24 protein-coding genes and 1 pseudogene are annotated in these 22,884 nt (G+C 69.2%); 18 read left to right on the forward strand and 7 right to left on the reverse strand.

What is annotated here, in order from left to right; all coding sequences use genetic code 11:
- Positions 1-84: 84 nt before the first annotated feature.
- The 3 genes from rplU (at position 85) to obgE (ending at position 2,398) form a co-directional block, all read left to right on the forward strand.
- Positions 85-390 carry a 50S ribosomal protein L21 gene (gene rplU / locus B3611_RS06615; protein ID WP_291314294.1) on the forward strand — a complete coding sequence of 102 codons (306 nt, stop codon included), beginning with the start codon at positions 85-87 and terminating at the stop codon, positions 388-390.
- A 20-nt stretch (positions 391-410) separates the two neighbouring features.
- Positions 411-749 (forward strand): 50S ribosomal protein L27, encoded by a 339-nt coding sequence (gene rpmA / locus B3611_RS06620; RefSeq protein ID WP_291314295.1) that lies wholly within the window; start codon positions 411-413, stop codon positions 747-749.
- A gap of 146 nt (positions 750-895) precedes the next feature.
- Positions 896-2,398, forward strand: a complete 1,503-nt coding sequence (obgE, locus tag B3611_RS06625; protein ID WP_291314296.1) for a GTPase ObgE — start codon at positions 896-898, stop codon at positions 2,396-2,398.
- 123 nt (positions 2,399-2,521) lie between these two features.
- On the opposite strand, the gene B3611_RS06630 is transcribed toward obgE, so the two are convergent.
- Entirely contained in the window at positions 2,522-3,595 is a 1,074-nt protein-coding gene (locus B3611_RS06630) for a hypothetical protein (RefSeq protein WP_291314297.1), read from the reverse strand.
- 64 nt (positions 3,596-3,659) lie between these two features.
- On the opposite strand from B3611_RS06630, the gene B3611_RS06635 reads away from it, so the two are divergent.
- The 13 genes from B3611_RS06635 (at position 3,660) to B3611_RS06695 (ending at position 14,701) form a co-directional block, all read left to right on the forward strand.
- A complete protein-coding gene (locus B3611_RS06635) occupies positions 3,660-4,079 on the forward strand; it encodes a MarR family winged helix-turn-helix transcriptional regulator (protein WP_291314298.1) in 420 nt (139 codons plus the stop codon).
- A gap of 54 nt (positions 4,080-4,133) precedes the next feature.
- Positions 4,134-5,267, forward strand: a complete 1,134-nt coding sequence (gene proB, locus B3611_RS06640) for a glutamate 5-kinase (RefSeq protein ID WP_291314299.1) — start codon at positions 4,134-4,136, stop codon at positions 5,265-5,267.
- A 28-nt stretch (positions 5,268-5,295) separates the two neighbouring features.
- Complete coding sequence (locus B3611_RS06645) at positions 5,296-6,213, forward strand: D-isomer specific 2-hydroxyacid dehydrogenase family protein (RefSeq protein WP_291314300.1); 918 nt, start codon at positions 5,296-5,298, stop codon at positions 6,211-6,213.
- Between the two features lie 21 nt (positions 6,214-6,234).
- Positions 6,235-7,533, forward strand: a complete 1,299-nt coding sequence (locus B3611_RS06650) for a glutamate-5-semialdehyde dehydrogenase (protein WP_291314301.1) — start codon at positions 6,235-6,237, stop codon at positions 7,531-7,533.
- A gap of 23 nt (positions 7,534-7,556) precedes the next feature.
- Positions 7,557-8,183 (forward strand): nicotinate-nucleotide adenylyltransferase, encoded by a 627-nt coding sequence (nadD, locus tag B3611_RS06655; protein WP_291314302.1) that lies wholly within the window; start codon positions 7,557-7,559, stop codon positions 8,181-8,183.
- Positions 8,184-8,267: 84 nt separating this feature from the next.
- Positions 8,268-8,750, forward strand: a complete 483-nt coding sequence (rsfS, locus tag B3611_RS06660) for a ribosome silencing factor (protein ID WP_291314303.1) — start codon at positions 8,268-8,270, stop codon at positions 8,748-8,750.
- A gap of 55 nt (positions 8,751-8,805) precedes the next feature.
- Positions 8,806-9,471, forward strand: coding sequence for a histidine phosphatase family protein (locus B3611_RS06665; RefSeq protein ID WP_291314304.1), 666 nt, complete (start codon positions 8,806-8,808; stop codon positions 9,469-9,471).
- Complete coding sequence (locus tag B3611_RS06670; protein ID WP_291314305.1) at positions 9,471-10,283, forward strand: DegV family protein; 813 nt, start codon at positions 9,471-9,473, stop codon at positions 10,281-10,283. The genes B3611_RS06665 and B3611_RS06670 overlap by 1 nt, the downstream gene beginning before the upstream one ends.
- A gap of 79 nt (positions 10,284-10,362) precedes the next feature.
- Positions 10,363-11,016 carry a ComEA family DNA-binding protein gene (locus B3611_RS06675; RefSeq protein ID WP_291314306.1) on the forward strand — a complete coding sequence of 218 codons (654 nt, stop codon included), beginning with the start codon at positions 10,363-10,365 and terminating at the stop codon, positions 11,014-11,016.
- A 2-nt stretch (positions 11,017-11,018) separates the two neighbouring features.
- Complete coding sequence (locus B3611_RS06680) at positions 11,019-12,629, forward strand: ComEC/Rec2 family competence protein (RefSeq protein ID WP_291314307.1); 1,611 nt, start codon at positions 11,019-11,021, stop codon at positions 12,627-12,629.
- A 1-nt stretch (position 12,630) separates the two neighbouring features.
- Positions 12,631-13,569 carry a DNA polymerase III subunit delta gene (holA, locus tag B3611_RS06685; RefSeq protein ID WP_291314308.1) on the forward strand — a complete coding sequence of 313 codons (939 nt, stop codon included), beginning with the start codon at positions 12,631-12,633 and terminating at the stop codon, positions 13,567-13,569.
- Positions 13,570-13,670: 101 nt separating this feature from the next.
- Positions 13,671-14,054, forward strand: a complete 384-nt coding sequence (locus B3611_RS06690; RefSeq protein ID WP_414646310.1) for an ankyrin repeat domain-containing protein — start codon at positions 13,671-13,673, stop codon at positions 14,052-14,054.
- Positions 14,054-14,701 (forward strand): LysE family translocator, encoded by a 648-nt coding sequence (locus B3611_RS06695; RefSeq protein WP_291314318.1) that lies wholly within the window; start codon positions 14,054-14,056, stop codon positions 14,699-14,701. Before B3611_RS06690 ends, B3611_RS06695 begins: the two co-directional genes overlap by 1 nt.
- A 71-nt stretch (positions 14,702-14,772) precedes the next feature.
- On the opposite strand, the gene rpsT is transcribed toward B3611_RS06695, so the two are convergent.
- Both rpsT and B3611_RS06705 read right to left on the reverse strand, forming a co-directional pair.
- Positions 14,773-15,036 carry a 30S ribosomal protein S20 gene (gene rpsT / locus B3611_RS06700; protein WP_291314310.1) on the reverse strand — a complete coding sequence of 88 codons (264 nt, stop codon included), beginning with the start codon at positions 15,034-15,036 and terminating at the stop codon, positions 14,773-14,775.
- A 200-nt stretch (positions 15,037-15,236) separates the two neighbouring features.
- Positions 15,237-15,734 carry a type II toxin-antitoxin system PemK/MazF family toxin gene (locus B3611_RS06705; RefSeq protein WP_291314311.1) on the reverse strand — a complete coding sequence of 166 codons (498 nt, stop codon included), beginning with the start codon at positions 15,732-15,734 and terminating at the stop codon, positions 15,237-15,239.
- A 177-nt stretch (positions 15,735-15,911) separates the two neighbouring features.
- Here B3611_RS06705 and lepA point away from each other — a divergent pair, with 177 nt between their 5' ends.
- Positions 15,912-17,768 (forward strand): translation elongation factor 4, encoded by a 1,857-nt coding sequence (lepA, locus tag B3611_RS06710; protein WP_291314312.1) that lies wholly within the window; start codon positions 15,912-15,914, stop codon positions 17,766-17,768.
- Positions 17,769-17,780: 12 nt separating this feature from the next.
- Here lepA and B3611_RS06715 read toward each other — a convergent pair whose 3' ends face one another.
- From B3611_RS06715 to B3611_RS06730, 4 genes are all read right to left on the reverse strand, one after another.
- Positions 17,781-18,374, reverse strand: a complete 594-nt coding sequence (locus tag B3611_RS06715) for an HNH endonuclease signature motif containing protein (protein ID WP_291314313.1) — start codon at positions 18,372-18,374, stop codon at positions 17,781-17,783.
- Between the two features lie 63 nt (positions 18,375-18,437).
- The gene (locus tag B3611_RS06720; RefSeq protein WP_291314314.1) at positions 18,438-19,145 is read right to left on the reverse strand and encodes a hypothetical protein; all 708 of its coding nucleotides are present in this window, start codon (positions 19,143-19,145) and stop codon (positions 18,438-18,440) included.
- A gap of 61 nt (positions 19,146-19,206) precedes the next feature.
- Positions 19,207-21,117 carry a BCCT family transporter gene (locus B3611_RS06725; protein ID WP_414646311.1) on the reverse strand — a complete coding sequence of 637 codons (1,911 nt, stop codon included), beginning with the start codon at positions 21,115-21,117 and terminating at the stop codon, positions 19,207-19,209.
- Between the two features lie 28 nt (positions 21,118-21,145).
- Positions 21,146-22,075 (reverse strand): CPBP family intramembrane glutamic endopeptidase, encoded by a 930-nt coding sequence (locus B3611_RS06730; RefSeq protein WP_291314315.1) that lies wholly within the window; start codon positions 22,073-22,075, stop codon positions 21,146-21,148.
- A gap of 183 nt (positions 22,076-22,258) precedes the next feature.
- Here B3611_RS06730 and B3611_RS06735 point away from each other — a divergent pair.
- Positions 22,259-22,884: pseudogene (locus B3611_RS06735) on the forward strand (histidine kinase dimerization/phosphoacceptor domain-containing protein); the annotation flags it as partial.

The following is a 22,884-nucleotide window of genomic DNA, read 5'->3' on the forward strand; positions in this document are numbered from 1 at the left end:
AGGCCCCGAAACGCTAAACCACTGTTCCACACCGTTTCCGTCGCATGCCGGAGACGTACGAGATGAGATAAGGGGTAACCCTCTATGTACGCGATCGTCAAGACCGGCGGCAAGCAGTACAAGGTTGCCGAAGGCGACCTGGTCAAGGTCGAGAAGATCGAGGGTGAAGCTGGCGCGAAGGTTGCGCTCACCCCGGTCCTTCTCGTCGATGGCGCAGATGTCACCGCCGGCACCGAAGCGCTGTCCAAGGTTAACGTTGAGGCCGAGATCGTCGAGCACGGCAAGGGCAAGAAGATCGACATCCTCAAGTACAAGAACAAGACCGGTTACAAGGTTCGCCAGGGCCACCGCCAGCCGCAGACCACCATCAAGATCACCGGAATCAAGTAAGACTCTAAGGAGATATCGACATGGCACACAAGAAAGGTGCATCCAGCTCCGCGAACGGTCGCGACTCTGAGTCCAAGCGCCTCGGTGTGAAGCGCTTCGGTGGACAGCAGGTCAAGGCCGGTGAGATCCTCGTCCGCCAGCGCGGCACCAAGTTCCACCCGGGCGACAACGTCGGCCGCGGCGGCGACGACACCCTCTTCGCGCTTGCCGCCGGCTCCGTCCAGTTCGGCATCAAGAAGAACCGCCGCATCGTCAACATCGTTCCCGCCGATGGCGAGGGCGTTGCCGTGGAGGTCCTCGAGGCCGCCGAGGCAGCCGGCGTCGTTGACGAGGGCACCGTCGAAGAGGCTACCGCCTAACCAGCGCGTGAGCAGGGCGCCGCGGACCGCACAGGTCTCCGGCGCCCTTTCTCTTTACCCGAACCCCCGCGCACGCGGGCCGGTAGGGTAGAAAACCGCGCACTTTAGCGCACCCAGTTCCACACCACACGAGAAAGGCGGGCACCATGGCCCAGTTCGTCGACCGCGCCGTCCTCCACCTTCAGGCAGGCGACGGCGGGCACGGCTGCGTGTCCGTCCACCGCGAGAAGTTCAAGCCGCTCGGCGGCCCCGACGGCGGCAACGGGGGTCACGGCGGGGACATCGTCCTGGTGGTTTCGCCCCAGGTGCACACCCTGCTCGACTTCCAGTTCCGCCCGCACCTGAAGGCCAAGCGTGGCGACAACGGCGCCGGCGACCACCGCAACGGTGCCCGGGGGGAGGACCTCGTGCTCGAGGTTCCCGTGGGCACGGTCGTGCGCTCCAAGGACGGCGAGATCCTCGCGGACCTGACCGTTCCGGGCACCCGCTTCGTCGCCGCCGAGGGCGGCTTCGGCGGCCTGGGTAACGCGGCGCTGGCCACGGCCAAGCGCAAGGCTCCGGGTTTCGCGCTCAAGGGTGAGCCCGGTGAGGCCCACGACCTCGTCCTGGAGCTCAAATCCATGGCGGATGTCGGTCTCGTGGGCTTTCCCTCGGCGGGCAAGTCCTCCCTCATCTCGGTGCTCTCGGCGGCGAAGCCAAAGATCGCGGACTACCCGTTCACCACGCTGCAACCCAACCTGGGCGTGGTCAACGTGGACAACGACACCTTCACCATTGCCGACGTGCCCGGCCTCATCCCGGGTGCGAGCCAGGGCAAGGGGCTCGGCTTGGACTTTCTGCGCCACATCGAGCGCACCGCAGTGCTCGCCCACATCGTGGACGTGGCCACGATGGACCCCGGCCGCGATCCCCTCTCCGACATCGACGCGATGGAGACCGAGCTCGGGGAGTACGCTTCAGAGCTCGACATGGACTCCGGGCTCGGCGACCTGCGGGAACGCCCCCGCATTGTCGTGCTGAACAAGATGGACGTGCCCGAGGCGCGCGAGCTTGCGGACTTCCTCGAGGCGGACCTGAAGGAGAAGTACGGCTGGCCCGTGTTCAAGATCTCCACCGTCACCCACGAGGGACTCAACGAGCTGAAGTGGGCCCTGTGGGAGATCGTGCGCAGGGCGCGCCGATCCCGCCCGCGCGAGGAGGCGGCGGCCCCGGTGGTCATTCGCCCCCGCGCCGTGGACGAGCCGCGCGGCGGGGGAGTCGAGGTTGTGCCCGACCCCGACTACCCGGGCGGTTGGCTGGTCACCGGCGAGAAGGCGAAGCGCTGGATCCGCCAGACCGACTTCGAGAACGAGGAGGCCGTGGGCTACCTTTCCGACCGCCTGAACAAGGCGGGTGTGGAGGACCAGCTGCGCAAGCTCGGCGCCAACGAGGGCGACACCGTCACCATCGGCGAGATCTCCTTCGACTGGGAGCCGTCCATCGGCGGCGACCCGACAATGGCCGGGCGCGGCCGCGACGCCCGCCTGGGCGGTACGGACCGCGCGTCCGCGGCCGAACGCAAGCGCGCCTCCCAGGCACGCCGCGGGCTCATCGACGAGTTCGATTACGGCGAGGGCCAGGAGGCCGACCGCGAGCGCTGGCAGGGGTAGGTACCCTGCAGGCATGGGCACCTACGTGTTGGGAGTTGTCGGACTCGTCTTCATCATCGGTAACGGCCTGCGCTGGGCCGGCCGCAAGCTGAAGGCGGATCCCGACGCGGATAACACCCGCCGTTAGGCGGCTGCCACGTTTTCCTCCAGCTCCTCCTCGATCTCCTCTGAGAGGCCGTAGCTCTCACCGCGGGGAAGGGCGTGGGAGGGATCGTTGCGGCGGCGCTCTACGCCGGCGCCCAGCGCCAGGCACGCCACGCCGACAAGCAGCCACGCCGCCAGCAGGGTGATGGGGTGGCCGAGCGGAAGCTCGGGGAAGTAGGCGATGTTCTTTGTGGCGTCGATGAATCCGGCGCCGATCCAGAACTCGTGCACGGCGCGGAAGAACCCGTTCTGCAGTTCCGGGTTGAACACCCCTCCCGAGGAGGTGAAGTTCAGACCCACGAACATACTCGCGTAGGTCAGGGTGCAGAACCTGCCGAGCAGCGGATGGAGGCCGACGCCGACGAAGATGATGGCCATGGAGTAGAGAACGGACAGTCCCCAGGTGGAGAGGACGTGGCCGTCGAAAAGCCCGAAGAGCGTGGTTGCCGCGAGGAGGAAGACGGAGGCGATGGTGATCGCGGCTGCGGCGGCGATGGCGATGCGCACCCGGAAGCGCTGGTGGATGCCCGAGGCCGCGATGGCGATGGATGTCGCGTACGAACCCACCGAAAGGGCGACCATGTAAAAGAAGCTGTTCTGCCCGACGGGGTCGTTCTTCGCCAGCGGCACGACCTCGTCCACCGCAAGGGGCTTTCCCGCCGTCTGGGCGACCCGCTGGAAAACGTTGGTGACGACGTCCGCCGTTGTGGCGGAGGCGGCGGGGGCGGTGAGCACGGTCTCCCCGTCGGGGCCCGGGATGTACGCGCCGGAGATCTCCTGGCGCTGGAGAAGCTGCTCCGCCTCGTCGCGGCTGGCCAGGGTGCGGAAGTGGACCCCGTCGCCCAGGGCGGACGTGACGCCTTCCTCGATGGGGGCCGCGGCTGCGGGATCGCCGGAGACCACGGCCAGCTCGAGGTCGTGCGGGGCCGGGTTGTGGAAACCTCCGAGGTAGAGCAGCAGCATGATGAACGCCATCAGGGAGGACAACCCGGCGGCCTCCAGGACCGGCCGAATCGGGGGGTTTGACGTGGTAGGGGTGGAGATGGATGACATGGAAACCTCGGATGTAGTTGTATAATGCAACTGTCATGCTAGAGCATCGCCCCGGGAGCAGGCAATGAAGGATCAGGATCTGACGTACCGCACGATGAGCGAGGTGCGGACCCTCACAAAGAAAATTCGCGGCGCGCGCATCTCGCACAACATGGGGATCACGTACAACGAGTCGCTGATCATGGCCACGATCCGGGAGAACCCGGGGGTGACGTCGAAGGAGTTGGCCGCGCAGCTGCAGTCGGACAAGTCCACCATCAGCCGTCAGGTCGCCGAGCTTGAAAAGCGGGGGTACCTGGAGCGGCGGATGAAGAGCGGCAACCGCCGGATCCACGAGCTCTTCCTCACCAGCCGGGGGGAGGAGACCCTCGCCGAGGCGGACTCCACCTGGGCCCGGATCATCGCTGCCAAGCAGGCGGGGTGGACTGAGCGGGAGAAAGAGGACTTCCTCAGGCTGCTGGGCAAGTACAACGAATCTGAGTGAGGCGTGTTGGTGGGGCGGGCGGTGGAGGGTGAGCTCCCCGCTACACTTTCCCCCATGGACCAGGAGATGACGCAGGAGCAGCTACGCCGCCATTTCGCCACCGCCCGCAGGGTCGTGGTCAAGGTGGGCACCTCGTCCCTGGTCAACCCGGACTCCTCTGTCAGCCGCGAAAAGATCGACCGGATTGTCGACGCCCTCGAGGCGCGCATGGCCGCCGGCAGCGATGTCATCGTCGTCTCCTCGGGCGCCATCGCGGCCGGTATGGCCCCCCTGGGGCTGAAATCCCGGCCGCGGGACCTGGCCACCAGCCAGGCGGCCGCAGCGGTGGGGCAGGTGCACCTCGCGCAGACGTGGGGCGAGTCCTTCGCCCGCTACGGGCGCACCATCGGCCAGGTGCTGCTCACCCAGGCGGACGCCGGCCGGCGCGACCGTGCGCGCAACGCCCAGCGCACGATTGACCGGCTGCGCCAGCTGGGCACGGTGCCGATCGTCAACGAGAACGACACCGTCGCCACCTCGGAGATGCGCTTCGGCGACAACGACAGGCTGTCGGCGATTGTCGCCACGCTCGTGTCGGCCGATGCCCTCGTGCTCCTCTCCGATGTCGACGGCCTCTACGACCGCCCGCCGTCGGACCCCCGGGCGCGCTTCGTGGGCGAGGTGCGCAGCGGTAGCGACCTGGAGGACGTCGCGGCGGGCGACGGCGGGCGGCTCGGCACCGGGGGCATGGCGGCGAAGGTCTCCGCGGCGCGCCTGGCGGCACGCGGCGGCGTGCCCGTCCTGCTCACCACCGCCGAGCGCATCTCCGACGCGCTCACCGCCGCGGACGTCGGCACCGTCTTCCACACCCGCCCGTCCTCCCGGCTGTCGGCGTGGAAGTTTTGGGCGCTCTACGCGGCGGATGCCGAGGGGGTGCTGCGCCTCGACGCGGGTGCCGTGCGGGCGGTGACGGGCGGGGGAACCTCCCTGCTCGCGGTGGGGATCACCGAGATCGAGGGCGACTTCCACCGCGGGGACATCGTTGAGATCCTCGGCCCCGACGGCGAGGCCATCGGGCGGGGTGAGGTGGCCTACGACGCCTCCGAGCTGCAGCTCATGCTGGGCAGGCAGACCGGGGAGCTCGACCTCAGCCAGCGCCGCCCCGTCATCCACGCCGATTACCTGTCCAACTACGCCTCGCGCGTGTAGGCACCGCCTCCCACCTACATTGGTGGACATGAAATTCGCATTCCTTCCCCGCCCGTGGGACGAGGCCGTGGCCGACCTCGAGCGCGCCGGCCACACCCTCGTCGGGCTCGACAGCAACCCCGACATGCTCCTCTTCCGCGGCGGCCCGGACGATTTCCCCGCCGAGTTGCCCGCGAGCGTCAAGGTGGTGCAGGTCTGCTACGCGGGCATCGAGGCGCTCGTCGACGCGGGGCTCCTGGAGAAGCACCGCGTACGCTGGGCCAACGCCGCCGGGCTTTACGACGACACCGTGGCCGAATCGGCCCTCGCTCTGCTTCTCGCCGTCCTGCACCGGCACAAGGCGGTGCGCCCCGGATGGAACCAGCGCGACATTGCCCACGCCACCGACTACCTCTTCGACCGGAAGAAGCTCGCGATCATCGGGGCGGGCGGAATAGGCGGCAGGCTCATCCGCTTCCTCGAACCCTTCGGCGTCGAGGTCACGGCGGTCAACCGCTCCGGCACGCCGGTCGAGGGTGCGGCGCGCACCGTGGCGATGTCGGACCCGTCCTCCCGCGACGTGTGGGGCGCCAACGATTACTTCGTGCTCCTCGCCCCGCTGACCGCCGAAACCCGCCACATAGTCGACGCCCCGACGCTTGCGCTGATGAAGCCGAACGCCGTGGTGGTCAACGTCGGCCGCGGGCCCCTCGTCGACCACGACGCCCTCGCCGCCGCACTGCGCAGCGGAACCATCGCGGGCGCGGGCCTCGACGTCACCGAGCCGGAACCCCTGCCCGCCGACCACGAGCTGTGGGGCATGGACAACTGCGTGATCACCCCGCACACCGCCAACATCACCCGCTACATGCGCCGCCGCATCGGCGGGCTCGCGCACGAGAACTGGACGCTCTATGAGGCGGGGGAGGCGATGCGCACCGAGGTCGATGTGGACCGGGGTTACTGACGCGTTGACTATGCTGTGCCCATGACCGCACCGACCCACCCCATGGACCCGACGCGCCGAGCCGAGCGCGAGGAGGTGCTGGCCAAGGCCCGCGCCGCGAAGAGCGCCGCCCCGCGCCTGGCCGCGCTGCCCACCCCGGAGAAGAACGCCCTCCTCCGCGCCACCGCCGACGCCCTTGTCGCGCGCTCCGGGGAGATCCTCGCCGCCAACGGGGAGGACATTGCCGCGGGCCGCGCCGCGGGAATGGGTGAGGCCCTGGTGGACAGGCTTGCGCTCGACCAGTCGCGCATCGAATCGATGGCGCACGGTCTGCGCCAGGTGGCGGGCCTCGAGGACCCGGTGGGGGAGGTGCTGCGCGGGCGCACGATGGACAACGGCATCAGGATGCGCCAGGTGCGCGTCCCGCTGGGTGTGATGGGCATGGTCTACGAGGCACGCCCGAACGTCACCGTGGACGCCTTCGGCCTGGCGCTGAAGTCGGGCAATGCGGCGCTGCTGCGCGGCTCGAAGTCGGCCCGCCGCTCGAACGAGGCTCTCGTCGCGGTGCTGCAGGACGTGGCGCGGGCGCACAACCTGCCCCCGGAGATCGTGCAGCTCCTGCCGTGCGAGACGCACGACTCGGTGCATGACCTGATCACCGCCCGCGGGCTCGTCGACGTGGTCATCCCGCGCGGCGGTGCCCGACTCATCGACGCCGTTGTCACCGGTGCCACGGTGCCGGCCATCGAGACGGGCACCGGCAACTGCCACTTCTACATTGACAAAGCCGCAGATCTCGACGCAGCCATCGCCATGCTCCTCAACGGCAAGACGCGGCGCTGCTCGGTGTGCAACGCCACCGAAACCGCGCTTCTCGACGCCTCCCTGCCCGCCCCCGACAAGTTGCGCGTGGTCCGCGCGCTGCAGGAGGCGGGTGTGACGGTGCACGGGGACGTCGACAAGCTTGCGGCGTTCGGGGCTGCCGACATCGTGCCGGCCGACGAGGCGGACTGGGGCGAGGAGTACCTCTCGCTCGACATCGCGCTGGCCGAGGTGGACGGTGTGGAGGGGGCGATCGGGCACATCGCGCGGTGGTCGACGGGGCACACGGAGGCCATCGCGTCGCGCGACGCGGCGACCCTGGCGCGATTCGCCGAGGGCGTCGACTCCGCCGCGGTGATGCTCAACGCCTCCACGGCCTTCACCGACGGGGAGCAGTTCGGCTTCGGCGCGGAGATCGGCATCTCCACCCAGAAGCTACACGCCCGGGGGCCGATGGCGCTGCCCGAGCTGACGAGCACCAAGTGGATCCTCGAGGGATCCGGGCAAACCCGGCCGTAGGCCGGCCGATAAAGTTGGGCCCCATGGATTCGACTGACAACGCCGCCGGCGGCACCCGCAGGCGCATCGGGGTGATGGGTGGGACCTTCGACCCCATCCACAACGGCCACCTCGTCGCCGCGAGCGAGGTTGCGGACCGCTTCGACCTCGAGGAGGTCATCTTCGTGCCCACCGGCCAGCCCTGGCAGAAGGAGGGCAAGGACGTCAGCGATTCGGAGGACCGGTACCTGATGACGGTCATCGCGACGGCGTCCAACCCGCGCTTCCAGGTCTCGCGGGTGGATATCGACCGCGCGGGGCGGACCTACACCATCGACACGCTGACGGACCTGCGCGCCCGGGACCCGGACGCCGAGCTGTTCTTCATCACGGGCGCGGACGCGCTCGAATCCATCATGTCCTGGCACCACTGGGACAGGATGTTCGACCTCGCGCAGTTCGTCGGCGTGACCCGTCCCGGTTACGAGCTGCGCGAGGACATGCTGCCCGTGGAGCACCAGGGCAGGGTGCACCTCATTGAGATCCCGGCCATGGCCATCTCCTCCACCGATTGCCGGGCGCGGGCCCGGGAGGGCCGGCCCGTCTGGTACCTCGTGCCGGACGGGGTGGTGCAGTACATAGCGAAAAACAACCTCTACAGCTGCGCGTGAGTGGCTAAGGGGGGCGTCGACGTGCGAGAATGGGCGCGTATAGGCTCTTCCCACCGGAAACACAGATAAAAGGAACCAGTACATTTGACTGCTTTGCAATCCTCCCGCGACCAGGCCGCGATCGCGGCACGCGCCGCCGACGAGAAGCTGGGCCGCAACATCGGGGTCATTGACGTCTCCGACGTGCTCGGCATCACCGACATCTTCGTCGTCGTCTCCGCCGACAACGAGCGCCAGGTCACCGCGATCACCGAGGAGATCGAGGACGAGATGACCGCGGCCGGCCTCGAACCGAAGCGCCGCGAGGGCAACCGCGAGATGCGCTGGGTCCTGCTCGATTACGGCTCCATCGTCGTGCATGTGCAGCGCGACGCGGAGCGGGACTTCTACGGGCTCGACCGCCTCTACGCCGACTGCCCCGCGATCGTGATCGAGGGGCTGGAACCCTACGAGCGCCCGGGCACGTTCCCCGACGGTTCCGGGGTCCGCGAGGTCAGCGACATCGAGGAGCTCCCGCTCGCCGGTGAGGGACCCGCCGAGATCGACGACGAGGACTACGCGTACTAGGGCCGGGGGTGTGGCGCGCACGACCGGGGGAACCAGCGGAGGAGGTGTTTCAACCATGAGCAGACGGCTGATCATGCTGCGGCACGGGCAGACGGAGTACAACGCCACGCGGCGCATGCAGGGCCAGCTCGACACGGAGCTGTCCGCGGTGGGCATCGAGCAGGCGCGGGCCGCCGCGGCGGAGCTGCGGGGCCTGGGCGTGGCCCGGATCGTCTCCTCCGACCTGTCGCGCGCCCTGCGCACCGCCGAAATCGTCGCAGACACCCTCGGTCTCGACGTCTCCTCCGACGAGCGGCTGCGCGAGACGCACCTCGGCGACTGGCAGGGGATGACCCACGCCGAGGTGGACACCTGGCGCGACGGCATCCGCGCCCACTGGCGCAACAACGCCTCCTGGGCCCCGCCGGAGGGGGAGAGCCGCATCGACGTGGCCCGGCGCGCCCGCCCCGTTGTCGACGAGCTGCTCGCGGAGTTTCCGGGGTGGGAGGGCTGCGCTGTCCTCCTCGTCGCGCACGGCGGGACCATCTCCGCGTTGACCTCCAACCTGCTCGGTTTCGCGGAGAGCCAGTACCCGCTGCTCAAGGGGCTGAAGAACACCAACACCTCGCGCCTCACGGCGCTGCCGAGGTACACGGGCGGAGCCCGCGACACATACGACCCGGCCGATCCCGCGCAGGTGCAGTGGTACCTCGACGCGTGGAACCAGGGGACGGGCGAGTAATGGCGGTGCGCATCGTCGTCGACTCCGCCGCCGGAATCCCCGAGCGCATCGCGGAGCAGCTGGACATCACTGTGGCCCCGCTGCACGTGATGGAGGACAAGGGGGACGGGTCGTCGACAAGCGGGCTGTCCTCGCTGGAGCTCGCCGCGATCTACGCGCGCCAGCTCGAACGCGGGGGCGACGACGGCGTGGTCGCCCTGCACCTGTCAAAGAACCTGTCCTCGACCTGGTCCGCGGCCGTGTCCGCCTCTGCGGTCTTCCCGGACACCGTGCGCGTCATCGACACCGACACCGCCGGCATGGCGATCGGGGCGGCAGCCATGGCGGCCGGGTCGCTCGCCCGGGACGGGGCGAGCCTGGACGAGTGCGAGGAGATGGCGAAGGCAACCATCGAGCGCTCGGAGACGTGGCTCTACCTCAACCAGCTCGACGGGCTGCGCCGGAGCGGGCGCCTTTCCACGGGAACGGCGGTGCTCTCCGCCGCGCTGCTCGCCACCAAGCCCATCCTGCGCCTCAACGGTGGGAAGCTCGAGCTGGCGGGCAAGACCCGCACGCAGACGAAGGCGTTTTCCAAGCTCACCGAGCTCGTGCTCGAGCGCGCCGAGGGCCAGCCCGTCTTCGCGGCCATTCAGCACGCCGGCGCGGAGGCCGCGGCCGGCTCCCTGGCGGAGACGCTGCGCAGCGTGCTGCCCGAGGGGTCGAACGTCATGGTCGAGCCGCTTGTCGACGCCCTCGCGATCCACACCGGCGCCGGGGCTGTGGGCCTGTCCGTCGTTTTTTCCTCCGAGGGTGTGGAGAACGCGGCGGAGTAGGTGACGCGTCTACACGGTTGTCCACAGACCGGCTCGCCCTGCCTTTTGTGGCCCGCTGCGCCTGCGTAGCGTCTGCGCCATGAGCGCGACGAGGACCGCCGAGCGGCTGAAGGAACTGACCCGCCCCACGGGGGAAGAGGACGTGATGCACGTCGAGTTTCCCGAGCCCCGCCTGAGGGTGGAGCCGAAGCAGGCGCTGGCGGCGGTGGCCGCCGTCTTCGTCGCGCTCGGGGCGTGGGTGGTGCTGCGCCCCGCCCCCGAGGATCCGGGTGAGGCGCACTGGACCGCCGCGGCGGCGACCAGTTCCACCTCCCCCGCCCAGGTGGTGGTGTCGGTGGTGGGGGAGGTGGACAAACCCGGCCTGGTCACCCTCGGCCAGGGGGCGCGTGTCGCCGACGCGCTGGCCGCGGCCGCACCGCGCCCCGAGGCGGACCTGCTTGCCCTGAACCAGGCGCAACTGCTTGTCGACGGCCAGCAGATCCTCGTCCAGGCCGCCGGTGCCGCCCCTCCGCCGGCCCCAGCGGGCTCCTCCGGTGCCACCGGGCTGGTCTCGCTGAACTCCGCCACCGCCGAGGAGCTCACCACCCTGCCCGGCGTGGGGGCGGCCACCGCGGCGGCGATTATCGCGCACAGGGAAGCCAACGGGCCTTTCACCAGTGTGGAGAAGCTGAAGGACGTGAAGGGCATCGGGCCGGCCAAGTTCAGTGCCCTCAAGGACCTCGTCTCGGTGTAGCGGTGCAGGAGCTTCGACTCGCCCCCGCCGCGGCGACGGTGTGGGCAGCCGCCCTGGCGGTGCTGCTGGTTGCCCCGTGGGCCGGGGTCGCCGTCGTGGCGGCGGCGGTGGCCGCCGTGCTGGCCGCGCGGCAGGTGGGCCAGGCGCTGCTCACGGGCGGAATGGGTGCGGCGGCAGTGGTGACGGCGTGGATGCGTGTGCACGCTGCCGCGGCGTGGGATGCCGGCGGGCAGTTCCGGGGTACGGTGTCGGGGGCGCCCAGAGAACTCGACGGTGGCGGTCACCTCGTGCGGGTACTCACCCCGGGGCATCCGGGGCCGATCGCGGTATTCACCCGCGACCTGCCGCCCGGCGTGGTTCCGGGGTGCGTGGTGGAGGTCGCGGGAAGGGCAGGGGAGTCGGCCCAGCCGGGAACCGCGCGGGTGACCGTGAGCGGCGCGCTCGAGGTTCTGGAGGGGCCGCGGGGCCTGGCGGCTCTGGCGCAGCACGTGCGCCGGACTTTCTCGGAGGCGGTCTCGGCGCACGTGGGCGGGGGCGCGCGGGGGCTCATCCCGGGCATGGTCCTGGGCGACACGTCCCTGCAGACGGGACGGGAGGAACAGGCCTACGTGGATACGGGCCTGAGCCACCTCAGCGCCGTTTCCGGAAGCAACGTCGCCATCGTCACCACCGCGGCGGTGCTCGCGGCGGGGGCCCTGGGCCTCGGGTTGCGGGGGCGCATCGCGGTGGCCGGCACCGCGCTGCTCACGTTCGCTGCGCTGGTTGGGCCCGAACCGAGCGTCCTGCGCGCCTCCGTCACCGGGTTGGTGGCGCTCGCCGCCGTGCTTTCCTCCTCCGTGGCGGAACCGCTGCACACCCTCTGCCTCGCGGTGGCCGGGCTGATCCTCGTGGACACCAACCTCGCCGTCAGCTACGGCTTCGCGCTGTCGGTGGCCGCGACCGCAGGCATCGTTGTGCTCAGCCCGTTCATCCACCGGGCCCTCGCTCCTCTGCGGTGGCCGGACATCCTGACCCGCGCGGTGGCGGTGGCGGTGGCCGCGGACATGGTGACCATGCCGCTGGTGGCCCTGATGACGGGCCGTGTCTCACTGGTTGCGGTGGCCGCGAACGTACTCGCCGCCCCCGTCGCGGCCCCGATCACCGTCCTCGGCCTCGTGGCGGTCCTGCTCTCCCTCGCGCCCGGTGGCCTGGAGGTGCCGGTGCTGTGGGTGGTGGAACCCCTCGCCTGGTGGGTCCACGCTGTGGCGGAGCACGGTGCCCGGTGGCCGGGGGCCACGGTGGAGACGGGCCCCGCCACGGTGCTGGTCGCCTACGGGTGGGTGCTGGCCGGGTTCCTGGCGGGGCGCCCGCGGATGACACTGGCGGTGGCGCTGGCGGTGGTCGCCGGCGGCGGGGCCGGGGACCCGACTTCAATCCGGCCCGCGGACCCCGCCGGCATGAACGCCCACGTCGTGGGCAGCGAGGCTACCGTCGAACCCGTGCCATCCGGGACCGAGGTGGTGGTCGTGCTGGAGACGGGCAGGCCGCACAGGCGGCCGGTGGTGACCCGGGAGGGGATTCCCGTGGTTTACCCCAACCGCGACGGGCCGGTGCGCACGGGGGCCGCCCGATAGGATGGAGCGCATGCTGAACCCCGTGCACCTCGTGCTCGGCGAGGACGAGTTCCTCGCCGAGCGGGCCACGAACGCGATCATCGACCGCGCCAACCCCGCCGCCGAGCTGACCAAACTCCGTGCCGGTGACGTCACGGAGGGCGAGCTTGCCCAGGCCACCAGCCCCTCGCTCTTCGCGGAGGACCGGATCGTGGTGGTGGAGCACGCCGAGCAGGCGGGCAAGGAGCCCACGGAGTTGCTGCTCCAGGCCGCGTTGGACCCCGCGCCGGGGCTGACCCTCATCATCGGCCACACCGGGGGAGGGCGGCAGAAGGCAATGGTGCCGAAGTTCTCCAAGATTGCCGAGGTGCACCAGGTGGACCCCCTGCGGGAGAACGAGCGCCACACCTGGGTGATGAACGAGTTCCGCCGCCACGGCGTGCGCCCAACCCCGGATGTTGTCGCGGCGCTGTTGGAATCCGTGGGCTCCGACCTCCGGGAGCTCGCCTCCGCCGTGGATCAGCTCGTCGCGGACACGGAAGGGGAGCTGACGGTGGCGGGCGTGCGGGCCTACTATTCGGGGGTTGCGGAGGTATCCGGCTTCGACATCGCCGAGCAGGCGGTGACCGGGCGCGTCGACAAGGCTCTGGCCTCCACCCGCCGCGCCCTGCAGCTGGGAATGAGCCCGGTCGCCATTGCCGCGGCGCTCGCGGTGAAGGTGGGGGACATCGCCCGGCTCTACAACACGCGCGGCAACCCGAACCAGCTCGCCCGCACGCTGGGCATGCACCCCTTCGCGGCGAAGAAGGCCATGCAGATCGCGCACAACTGGTCCGGCCAGGCGGTCTCGGAGGCGGTGATCATCATCGCCGACCTCGACGCCGAGGTGAAGGGTCAGGGCGGTGACGAGGAGTTCGCCCTCGAGGACGCCGTGCGCCGCATCGCGGAACTGGCGCGCTAAACGGCCCGGGCCGGGCGTGCCCGCGTGATAAGTTGTCTGGCGTGAACGAGCAGCACGAAAACCCGACCACCCCCGACGAGGCCCGGGATCAGCCGGGCGCAATCCCCGACGAGCTGCAGGACTTCGCTGCGAAGCTGTTCACGCTGGCGCGCGAGGGGGATCTCACGCTGTTGCAGTACGTCGACCACGGAGTCGACGCCGACCTGGCCAACCAGGACGGGAACAGCCTGCTCATGCTCGCCGCCTACTCGGGGCACGAGGAGCTCGTCCGCGGCCTGGTGGAGCGTGGGGCGGACGTCGACAAGCCCAATGCGCGTGGCCAGTCCCCGCTGGCCGGGGTGATCTTCAAGAAGGAGGACGCGATCGTCGACCTGCTGCTCGAGGCGGGTGCGGACCCGCGGGCGGGCCAGCCGGATGCGATCGCGACGGCGAGGATGTTCGGCCGGGATGACCTGGCCGAGAAGATGGCGGGCGACGGCAGGTGATCGCCCCCGGTGACCTCGCGGTCATTGTGGGCCTCAACGTCCTCGGGGCCGCAGTCCCGGGCCCGGATGTCATCCTCATCACGCGCACGGCGACGCGATCGCGCCGCCACGCGTGGGCGGCGACGGCCGGCATCCAGGTCGGGGTGCTCATGTGGTGCACGCTCACGGTGCTGGGGGCCGCGGCGGTGCTCACGGCCTTCCCGTGGGCGATCGCCCTCGTCCAGCTGGTGGGCGGGGCGTTCCTCGTGTGGATGGGGCAGACGAACGTCCGCCTCGGGTGGCGGGAGCGCAAAGCCCCACCCGCGGGCCTCGAGGAGGCCGCCGAGCGCCTGGGCTCGGTGAGATCGAGTTTCCTGCGCGGGCTGAGCACGAACCTCTCCAACCCGAAGATCGTCGTCGCGCTCTCCGCGATGATCGCCCCGCTGCTGCCGCCGCACCCCTCCGCGGCCACCGCGGTCGTGGTGATCCTCGCGATGTGGCTGAGCCCCTTCGTGCTTTTCGGGGTGTTCTCCCAGGTCATCTCCACCGAGAGGGTGCGGCGCAGGCTGCTCGCCGCCGGCCCGGCCATCGACATCCTCTCCGGCGCGTTCTTCCTCGCGGTGGGCGCGGCCCTGCTCGTGCGCGGGGCCCTGGGGGTCGCGGGGTAGGGGCGGCGGCAAACGGGGCGTCGCAAAGCAAAAGCCCGCCCCCCGGAGGAAGCGGGCCGCGACGGCGCAGGTTAGGCCATCTTGTTGAGGGCGCGCGCCATATTGGACTTCTTGTTCGCCGCGGAGTTGCGGTGGAAGACGCCCTTGGTCACGGCCTTGTCCAGCTTGCGGGACGCGACGCGCAGCTGGGCCTCGGCAGCGGCCTTGTCACCGGACTCGACGGCTTCGCGGAACTTGCGCATCTCGGTGCGGGTCGCGGAGCGGATGGACTTGTTGCGCAGGCGGCGCTTCTCGTTGGTGAGAACGCGCTTCTTCTGCTGCTTGATGTTTGCCATTTTTCTACACCTCTTGAATAGGTCGAATCTGATTGTGCAGTCGACCCGGGAGGGCGTTCACGCGCCAAGCGTTTGACAACGCGGGCCCAAGGTCCTGCTCGCGTAGCTCGGCGCACCCTGAAAATCCCGGATGCGGACAACCCAGGAAGAATAACAGGAGTTGCCGGCGCGCACCAAACCCCGCTTGTCGACGCCCCAGCTCACACCCAGTCGAAGTGCTTGCGCAGCCGGTTGGCGATGCGCTCGAAGCGCCGGGCGGGCACGAAGGTGCCCCGGCGGTGGACCTCGGTCTCGGGAACCATGAGTGTCTTGTCCAGGCGTACCCAACAGGGCTCGCCGGTGTCCTCCCACTCGCCGGAGCCGATGCCGAGCCAGTGCTCGTCGCGGGCGTGCTTCTCCTCGGGGGAGATGAGCAGGCCGAGGACGTCGTGGTGCTCGCGCCCGATGACCAAGAGGGAGCGTTCCTGGGGCGGGTTCGAGGGCACTGTCACCCAGACGACTTCGCCGGGCTCGGCCTGGCCGTCCATGTCGGGGGCGTAGTAGATGCCGCGCGCCACCTTGGACGTGGGTTTGACCAGGAGTCGGGAGGCGATCTTGCGGGAACGGTCGCGCGGTGAGCTGCCGAGGCGCTCGTTGAGCAGCGCCAGGCCCTGGTCGAGCGCGCTGGAGTCGGGGCGCTTCGACCGGTGAAAGAACATGCTGCGTCCTTGGGGCTGAGGGGACTGTCGGTGAGGTTGTGGTTGGCTTCACATTACGAGCGTCGCGGGCCGCGCACAAGCGGTTCGGCGCACTTGTGGTGAGGGGTCAGCAAACTGGCGGTGAACCCCCAGTGCGTGTTTTGTCCGCCCACGTGAGGCGGTAAAGTGGGCCAGACTATGGCTGCGCAGACGACGACTTTCGCGGAGCAGACGTTCACGGATCCGGAGCGCATCCGAAACTTCTGCATCATCGCCCACATCGACCACGGCAAATCCACCCTGGCGGACCGCATTCTCCAGCTGTCCAACGTGGTGAGCGCCCGGGACATGCGCGACCAGTACCTGGACAACATGGACATCGAGCGCGAGCGCGGCATCACCATCAAGGCGCAGAACGTGCGCCTTCCGTGGACGCCCTCCTCCGGTGAATTCGCGGGTCAGGAGACGATCCTCCAGATGATCGACACCCCGGGCCACGTCGATTTCTCCTACGAGGTCTCGCGCGCGCTCGAGGCCTGCGAGGGGGCGATCCTGCTCGTCGATGCCGCGCAGGGCATCGAGGCGCAGACGCTGGCGAACCTCTACATGGCGATGGACAAGGACCTGGAGATCATCCCGGTCCTGAACAAGATCGACCTGCCCGCCGCCGACCCGGACAAGTACGCCCTCGAGATCGCCAACATCATCGGCGTGGAGCCGGAGGAGGTCCTGCGCGTCTCCGGCAAGACCGGCCAGGGCGTTCCCGAGCTGCTGGACAAGCTCGTCGAGCTCGTGCCGCCGCCCTCCTCGGACTTCGGGCCCGATGCACCGGCTCGCGCGCTCATCTTCGACTCCGTCTACGACACCTACCGCGGCGTGGTCACCTACATCCGCATGTTCGACGGCACCCTGAAGCCGCACCAGCAGGTCCAGCTGATGAACACCGGCGTGCGCCATGAAATCCTCGAGATCGGCATCGTCTCGCCCACGATGAAGAAGACGAAGGGGCTCGGCCCCGGCGAGGTGGGTTACCTCATCACCGGCGTGAAGGATGTGCGCGAGACGCGAGTCGGCGACACCGTGACCTGGGCCGCCAAGGGTGCCGAGGAGCCCCTCGCCGGGTTCGCGGAGGTCAAGCCGATGGTCTACTCGGGTCTCTTCCCCGTCAGCCAGGAGGACTTCCCGGTGCTGCGCGAATCCCTCGAGAAGCTGCAGCTTAACGACGCCTCACTGACGTGGGAGCCCGAAACCTCCGTCGCCCTGGGCTTCGGCTTCCGCTGCGGCTTCCTGGGCCTGCTCCACATGGAGATCACCCGCGACCGGCTCGAGCGCGAGTTCGACCTCGACCTTATCTCCACCGCGCCCAGTGTGACCTACCGCGTGGTGCGCGAGGACGGCGCCGAGCAGGTCGTGCACAACCCCTCCGACTGGCCCGGCGGGAAGCTGCAGGCCGTCTACGAGCCCATCGTGAACATGACGATCATCGTGCCGCAGGAGTTCGTGGGCACGACCATGGAGCTGTGCCAGTCGAAGCGCGGCACCATGAAGAACATGGAGTACCTCTCCGAGGACCGCGTCGAGCTGCGCTACATCATGCCGCTGGGCGAGATCATCTTCGACTTCTTCGACATGCTGAAGTCCCGCACCAAGGGCTACGCCTCCCTCAACTACGAGGAGGCCGGCGAGCAGGAGGGCGACCTGGTCAAGGTGGACATCCTCCTGCAGGGCGAGCCGGTGGACGCGTTCTCCGCGATCGTTCACAAGGACTCCGCGCAGTGGTACGGCAACAAGATGACCAAGAAGCTCAAGGAGCTCATCCCGCGCCAGCAGTTCGAGGTGCCCGTCCAGGCGGCCATCGGCTCGAAGATCATCGCCCGCGAGAACATCCGCGCGCTGCGCAAGGACGTGCTGTCCAAGTGCTACGGCGGCGACATCTCGCGCAAGCGCAAGCTGCTGGAGAAGCAGAAGGCCGGCAAGAAGCGCATGAAGTCCATCGGCTCGGTCACCGTGCCGCAGGAGGCCTTCGTCGCGGCGCTGTCCACCGACGAGGAGTAGACCCGCCCCGCCCTAGGCGGCCATGAGGTCCGGGGAGCGGGGCGCATCCTCGGCATCGGGGGCGAACTCAAAGGTGAGCCCGTACTGGCGCTCCAGGTCGCGGATGCCTGCGGTGCAGGCCTCGAGGTCGCCGTCGCGGTCGTAGATGTCGCAGAGCCTGTGGCAGGCGGCGTTGAACCGGGCGACGCGGTCGCGGGTGCGGCGGGTATCGCCCACGGTTGCCGCCCACCGAGGCTTGTCGGGCACGGTGTACTCCTTGAACATCCCGTTGCTCTCCGCGGCAGCCCAGGTGCCGTTGGCGAACAGCCAGACCACCTCGCCGGTGGAGGGGTCCGGAACGTAGAACGCCCGCTTGTCGGTCTTGACGTTGTGGTGGTGCTGGCACAGCGAGTACAAGTTGTCGGGCGTGGTCGGGCCTCCCCGGTTGTAGGGGATGCGGTGGTCGAGCTGGCATCTTTGTGCCGGTTGGTGGCAACCGGGGTAGATGCACGTGCCGTCGCGGGCGTGGACGTAGGCGGCCATCTTCGGCGTGGGCCGGTAGCCGTTCACCCGCGAGGTGCGCACCGCCTCCAGGTCGACGGTGCGCGGCGGGTTGGCGTCGAACATGCGCTGGAGGGTGTCGAGGTCGTCGGCGTTGGCGTGGCCGAAACCGGGGATAACGACATCGCGTTACGCCTCCGCCGGGCGGTGGAGGTAGAGAACGGCCCGGACGCTGGTGGTGATGTCACCCGCCAGGAGCTTGATGATCGTCTCGCCGAGGGTGAGGTGGTTCTCGCGGGCGATCGCTTTCACGTGCGCGCGGATGCAGGCCATGGTGGCGCTGTTGGTGGTCAGGGTGAGTTCGGCATGCCGTTCGCCGTTGACGTCCACGGGGTGGATGGAGGCGGTGGGGGCGCTCGGCGCGGTGCGTTTCGCCCGCTTGACGGGGTCGAAGTTGACCGACGCGTCGATTGTGGAGATAAGGCGGCGCAGGCTCCGCGTGATCGACCAGATGCTCGGCATCGCCTGGCCGGGCCGCGTCGGAGTGAACATGTCCACGAGCGAGTCGTCGAACAGGGCCCAGGTCTCCGGGGGACACCCCGCCGGGACTGCGCCGAGGGTGCGGTCGATGGCCGCGAGTCGGGGCACGTCCAGCAGCTTCGTCTCCGTGTGCAGCGCCCGCAGGCGGGGTAGATCGCGCAGGCGGGCGTAGCCGAAGATCCCGTTCTCCACAAAAGTCTTGCCGCGGCGGGTGAGCACCATCGTTTCGGTGATCACCTCGTCGACATCGTGGTCCAGGATGTCGTCCTCCGGGTCGGCGAACCGGCCGAAGATGAGGTACTCCCCCTCAATGATCATGTGCGCCCCGGCGGCGCGTGGGTCGGTCCGTGTATCCATAAGTTCCCCCCTTGTGGTTACGCATACCAGTCTATAGAACTGGAGTTCGATAATCAACCCCCTACGCATCACCCCGGTCGTCGTCACGCGGCGGGCACTTCCCCTCCCAGCCGTCCGCCCACTCGCCGGTGGCGTAGTCGTAGCCGACGGGTTCGCCCTCCTCGTTGGTGCGGCGGTACCACCCGGTGAGCTCCTCGCTGGTGGAGTCGACGTCGGTGGCGGCCCCGACGCCCCTTCCGGCGTCGGTGGGCTCAACCGCGATCTCGAAGTCGTCGCCGTACTCCTCGAGGCCGCGCACCACGGCATCCCGCACGGCGGTGGCGGCGTAGGTGCGGCGGATCGCCATCGGGTCGGTGCGCAGGTCCTTGATGAACGACACCATGAGCGCCATGATCACCAGCGAAAACGGCATGGCCGTGAGGATGGTCAGGGACTGCAGCCCGGAGAGCGCATCCTCGCCGCCGGTGAGCAGCATGACCACCGAGATGCCCATCATGAGCAACCCCCAGAACACCACGAGCAGCTTGTTCGGCTCGGGATCGCCCTTCGAGGCCATGGTGCCCATGACCACGGAGGCGGAGTCGGCGGAGGTGATGAAGAAGATGGAGAGGATGACAATCACCAGTAGAGAGGTCGCGCCGGTGAAGGGGAGATGGTCGATCATGCTGAAGAGGACCTGCTGCGGGGAGGCCGAGCCGTCAAAGCCGGGGACGTTCTCGCGGGCGAATGTGATGGCGGTGCCGCCGAAGACGGTGAAGGCCAGGACGAGCACGGCGGTGGGAACGACGATGGTGACCAGGGTGAACTCGCGGATGGTGCGCCCGCGGGAGATGCGGGCGATGAACATGCCCACGAAGGGGGCCCAGGCGATCCACCACGCCCAGTAGAAGGCGGTCCACTGCGCCTGGAAGTCCAGGGTGTCCGTGCCCCAGGACAGGGAGCGCGACGCCATGTCGAGGAACTTGTCAAGGTAGGCCAGCGTCCCCGAGGGCAGCAGGTTGGTCAGCAGGAGCGTGGGGCCGGTGAGGAAGACGAAGACGATAGCCAGAAGAGTCAGCGTGATGTTCGCGTTGGAGAGCAGGCGGATGCCCTTGGACACCCCGGACACCGCGGAGGCGATGAACGCGGCCGTGAGTACCACGACGATCCCGAGCAGGACAGGCATGGTGGGGGAGAAGCCGCCGACGGTGGAGATGCCCTCGCCGATCTGCAGTGTTGCGATGCCGAGCGAGGCGGCCGTGCCGAAGAGGGTGGCCACGATGGCGAGGGTGTCGATGACCTTGCCCGTCGGCCCGTCGGTCTTCTTCAGCAGCGGCGCGAAGAGCGAGGAGATGAGGGAGGTGCGCCCCCGCCGGTACGAGGAGTACGCCAGGGCGCCCCCAACGAGCGCGTAGAGCGCCCACGGGGAGAAACCCCAGTGGTAGTTCGCTTGCGCGAGTGCCTGGTGGAGGGCCTGTTCGCTGTGCGGCTCGACGGTCAGCGGGGGCGGGGAGTGGTAGAACGCCAGCGGTTCGGAGGGGCCGAAGAAAAAGATGCCCACGCCGATGCCGGCGGCGAACATCATCGCGACCCAGGAAAACAGCGAGTACTCCGGCTCCTCGTCGTCCTTGCCCAGCTTGATGGAGCCGTAGCGCGAGAACGCGATGGAGACCATCACCACGATGCACACGATGAGCAGGACGTTGAACAGCCAGCCGAAGTTGCGCAGCCCCCACTGCAGCGCCGCGGAGGAGAACGCGGAGACGGTGTCCGGGCTGGCCACGCCCCAAACGACGAAGGCGATGATGAGCACGGACGTCACCCCGAAGACGAGCCTGTCCACCCCGAAGCTGTAGCGCTGCTCCTCGATGCTGATCCCGGGAACGAGCCCGGGGTGCATGTTGTCGGGGTAGAGGCCGATAGTCCTGCGGGTCCGCATCGCGCGGGCCCGGTCCATCGCCCCGGCCGCCGCCTTCTTCTCCGCCACGTGCATGCTCCTTCGCATGGGGTCCGTTTTCGGGTCACCCCCAGTTAACTCCTCCCGCGCGCTCATTTTGGCGCTTTTCGACGCCTCCACCCACGCCCCACCCCTTGACCACGAGGGCCCAGAGAATCGCGCCCGTGAGGACAACCGTCATGGCGATGCTGAACGCGGCTGCGGCGGGGGAGATGTCGTAGCGGGTCGGGTCCGAGATCCCCAGCCCGAGACCGGTGAAGGCGAAGAAGTTGCCCACGGCGTGCAGCACCGTCGACGCCTCGATGCCCCTTGTGGCCCAGGTGAGCACCGCGGAGCAGACCGCGAAGACGAGGATGTCGGTCAGGCCGATCCAGTTGTATTCGTGGCCGGCGACAAACAGGGGGACGGCCGCACCGTAGGCGATGAGGGGCGAGCGCACCCACGTACCCACGATCTGGGGGATCGCGGCGCGGAAGATCAACTCCTCGGTCGCCGCCTGGAGCGGGACGATGAACAGGCACAGCGCGATGAACGCCAGGCCCCGGCCGGTGACGGAGGGCGAATCGTACCGGCCCGCCGCGGCATCGATCAGGGTGGAGAAGCTGTAGCCCGCCGCGGCGATGAGCGCCGGGGCGAGGGCGTAGCGCCAGCGGAAGCGGCCCGCGACGCTGAGTAGATCACCGGGGCGGCGCCCCGATACGCGTGCGGCGAGAAGTGGAGCCGCGCACGTCATGGCGAGCGAAATCAGCAGGAGCACGCTGGCGTCGAGGTCGGTTCCCCCGAGGTCCATGAGCGTCTCGGGCAGCCCGAGCGCCATGCCGGAAAAGCCGAGCAGAAGAAGCGTGCCGAAGGTGAACGCCACGTAGAGGACCGCCAGGGCCGCCAGCTCGACCGCGGCGCGCCACCAGGGGCGTTCCACGCGGTGGAAGGGTGCGGGGCCGCCGGTGGCCTCCCGATCCGGGTGGGCAGGTGCGGGGGATGCGGTCAGCGTCATGGGTGGGTGCCTTCACGTGTCGTCGTGTCCCCGGCCCGCGTTGCGGGGCCAGAGGGGTGCGGGGTGCACCCGGCATCCAGTGTGGTTGACGGCGGTGTGCCCGCACATCACCCCCCGGGACGATTCCGGGCATCCTCCCCGGGGAGGATGTGCCGCCCGTTAAGCGCCCATACACTCGGCGGCATGAGCATGAAGAGGTGGCGGGTCGCCGGCATCGTGGCGCTGTGCGTCGCGGCCGGGGTGGTGACGGGGATCCTCTTCTCGGAGTTCGACAGGCAGGAGTTCCCCGGGGCCACGGAGGACGACATCGGGATCCGCGCGACGCAGATGGTGGCGGTGGCGCTCGTCGGGTGGCTGCTCCTGCCCAAGGCGCTGTCGCACGACCCGCGCGAGGCCGCACCCGGTTTCCCGGGCACCCGCGGCACCCTCGCGGCCTCCCTCGCGGTGGTGCTCTCCTCCGCCTCCTACTTCGCCGTTCCGGCGGGGGTCGTAGTGCTCATCTCGGTCTTTTCGCGCAGGTCGTGGCCGTGGAGCCTCGCGGCCGTGGCGTGCCTGGGCATCAGCGGGCTTTCCGACGTCCTCTTCCACCCGCTCCCGGGGATGGGCGCGCCCGGCCCCGCCATGTGGGCGGCCGGGGTATCCGTCACGGTGGCGCTGACGGCGCTGATCGCCATGTTCCGCACCCACGCCCGCGACGAGCAGGCCCGCGTGCTGGCCGAGGCGCGCGAGGATGCCCGCGCCGCGCGCCAGGCGGAGCGCGACCGCATCGCCCGCGACGTGCACGACTCCCTTTCGCACCGACTCAGCCT

It is taken from the genome of Corynebacterium sp. UBA2622 (assembly GCF_002339505.1).
Taxonomy (GTDB): Bacteria; Actinomycetota; Actinomycetes; order Mycobacteriales; family Mycobacteriaceae; genus Corynebacterium.

What these genes read in the sequence shown, in the direction of transcription:
- B3611_RS06725 (WP_414646311.1), bottom strand. Translation starts at nt 21,117, where the DNA reads ATGCACGTGGCGGAGAAGAAGGCGGCGGCCGGGGCGATGGACCGGGCC.
- obgE (WP_291314296.1), top strand. Translation starts at nt 896, where the DNA reads ATGGCCCAGTTCGTCGACCGCGCCGTCCTCCACCTTCAGGCAGGCGAC.
- B3611_RS06665 (WP_291314304.1), top strand. Translation starts at nt 8,806, where the DNA reads ATGAGCAGACGGCTGATCATGCTGCGGCACGGGCAGACGGAGTACAAC.
- rpmA (WP_291314295.1), top strand. Translation starts at nt 411, where the DNA reads ATGGCACACAAGAAAGGTGCATCCAGCTCCGCGAACGGTCGCGACTCT.
- B3611_RS06675 (WP_291314306.1), top strand. Translation starts at nt 10,363, where the DNA reads ATGAGCGCGACGAGGACCGCCGAGCGGCTGAAGGAACTGACCCGCCCC.
- B3611_RS06720 (WP_291314314.1), bottom strand. Translation starts at nt 19,145, where the DNA reads ATGGATACACGGACCGACCCACGCGCCGCCGGGGCGCACATGATCATT.
- proB (WP_291314299.1), top strand. Translation starts at nt 4,134, where the DNA reads ATGGACCAGGAGATGACGCAGGAGCAGCTACGCCGCCATTTCGCCACC.
- nadD (WP_291314302.1), top strand. Translation starts at nt 7,557, where the DNA reads ATGGATTCGACTGACAACGCCGCCGGCGGCACCCGCAGGCGCATCGGG.
- B3611_RS06650 (WP_291314301.1), top strand. Translation starts at nt 6,235, where the DNA reads ATGACCGCACCGACCCACCCCATGGACCCGACGCGCCGAGCCGAGCGC.
- B3611_RS06670 (WP_291314305.1), top strand. Translation starts at nt 9,471, where the DNA reads ATGGCGGTGCGCATCGTCGTCGACTCCGCCGCCGGAATCCCCGAGCGC.
- B3611_RS06705 (WP_291314311.1), bottom strand. Translation starts at nt 15,734, where the DNA reads ATGTTCTTTCACCGGTCGAAGCGCCCCGACTCCAGCGCGCTCGACCAG.
- B3611_RS06635 (WP_291314298.1), top strand. Translation starts at nt 3,660, where the DNA reads ATGAAGGATCAGGATCTGACGTACCGCACGATGAGCGAGGTGCGGACC.
- holA (WP_291314308.1), top strand. Translation starts at nt 12,631, where the DNA reads ATGGAGCGCATGCTGAACCCCGTGCACCTCGTGCTCGGCGAGGACGAG.
- rplU (WP_291314294.1), top strand. Translation starts at nt 85, where the DNA reads ATGTACGCGATCGTCAAGACCGGCGGCAAGCAGTACAAGGTTGCCGAA.
- B3611_RS06630 (WP_291314297.1), bottom strand. Translation starts at nt 3,595, where the DNA reads ATGTCATCCATCTCCACCCCTACCACGTCAAACCCCCCGATTCGGCCG.
- rpsT (WP_291314310.1), bottom strand. Translation starts at nt 15,036, where the DNA reads ATGGCAAACATCAAGCAGCAGAAGAAGCGCGTTCTCACCAACGAGAAG.
- lepA (WP_291314312.1), top strand. Translation starts at nt 15,912, where the DNA reads ATGGCTGCGCAGACGACGACTTTCGCGGAGCAGACGTTCACGGATCCG.
- B3611_RS06715 (WP_291314313.1), bottom strand. Translation starts at nt 18,374, where the DNA reads ATGTTCGACGCCAACCCGCCGCGCACCGTCGACCTGGAGGCGGTGCGC.
- B3611_RS06730 (WP_291314315.1), bottom strand. Translation starts at nt 22,075, where the DNA reads ATGACGCTGACCGCATCCCCCGCACCTGCCCACCCGGATCGGGAGGCC.
- B3611_RS06645 (WP_291314300.1), top strand. Translation starts at nt 5,296, where the DNA reads ATGAAATTCGCATTCCTTCCCCGCCCGTGGGACGAGGCCGTGGCCGAC.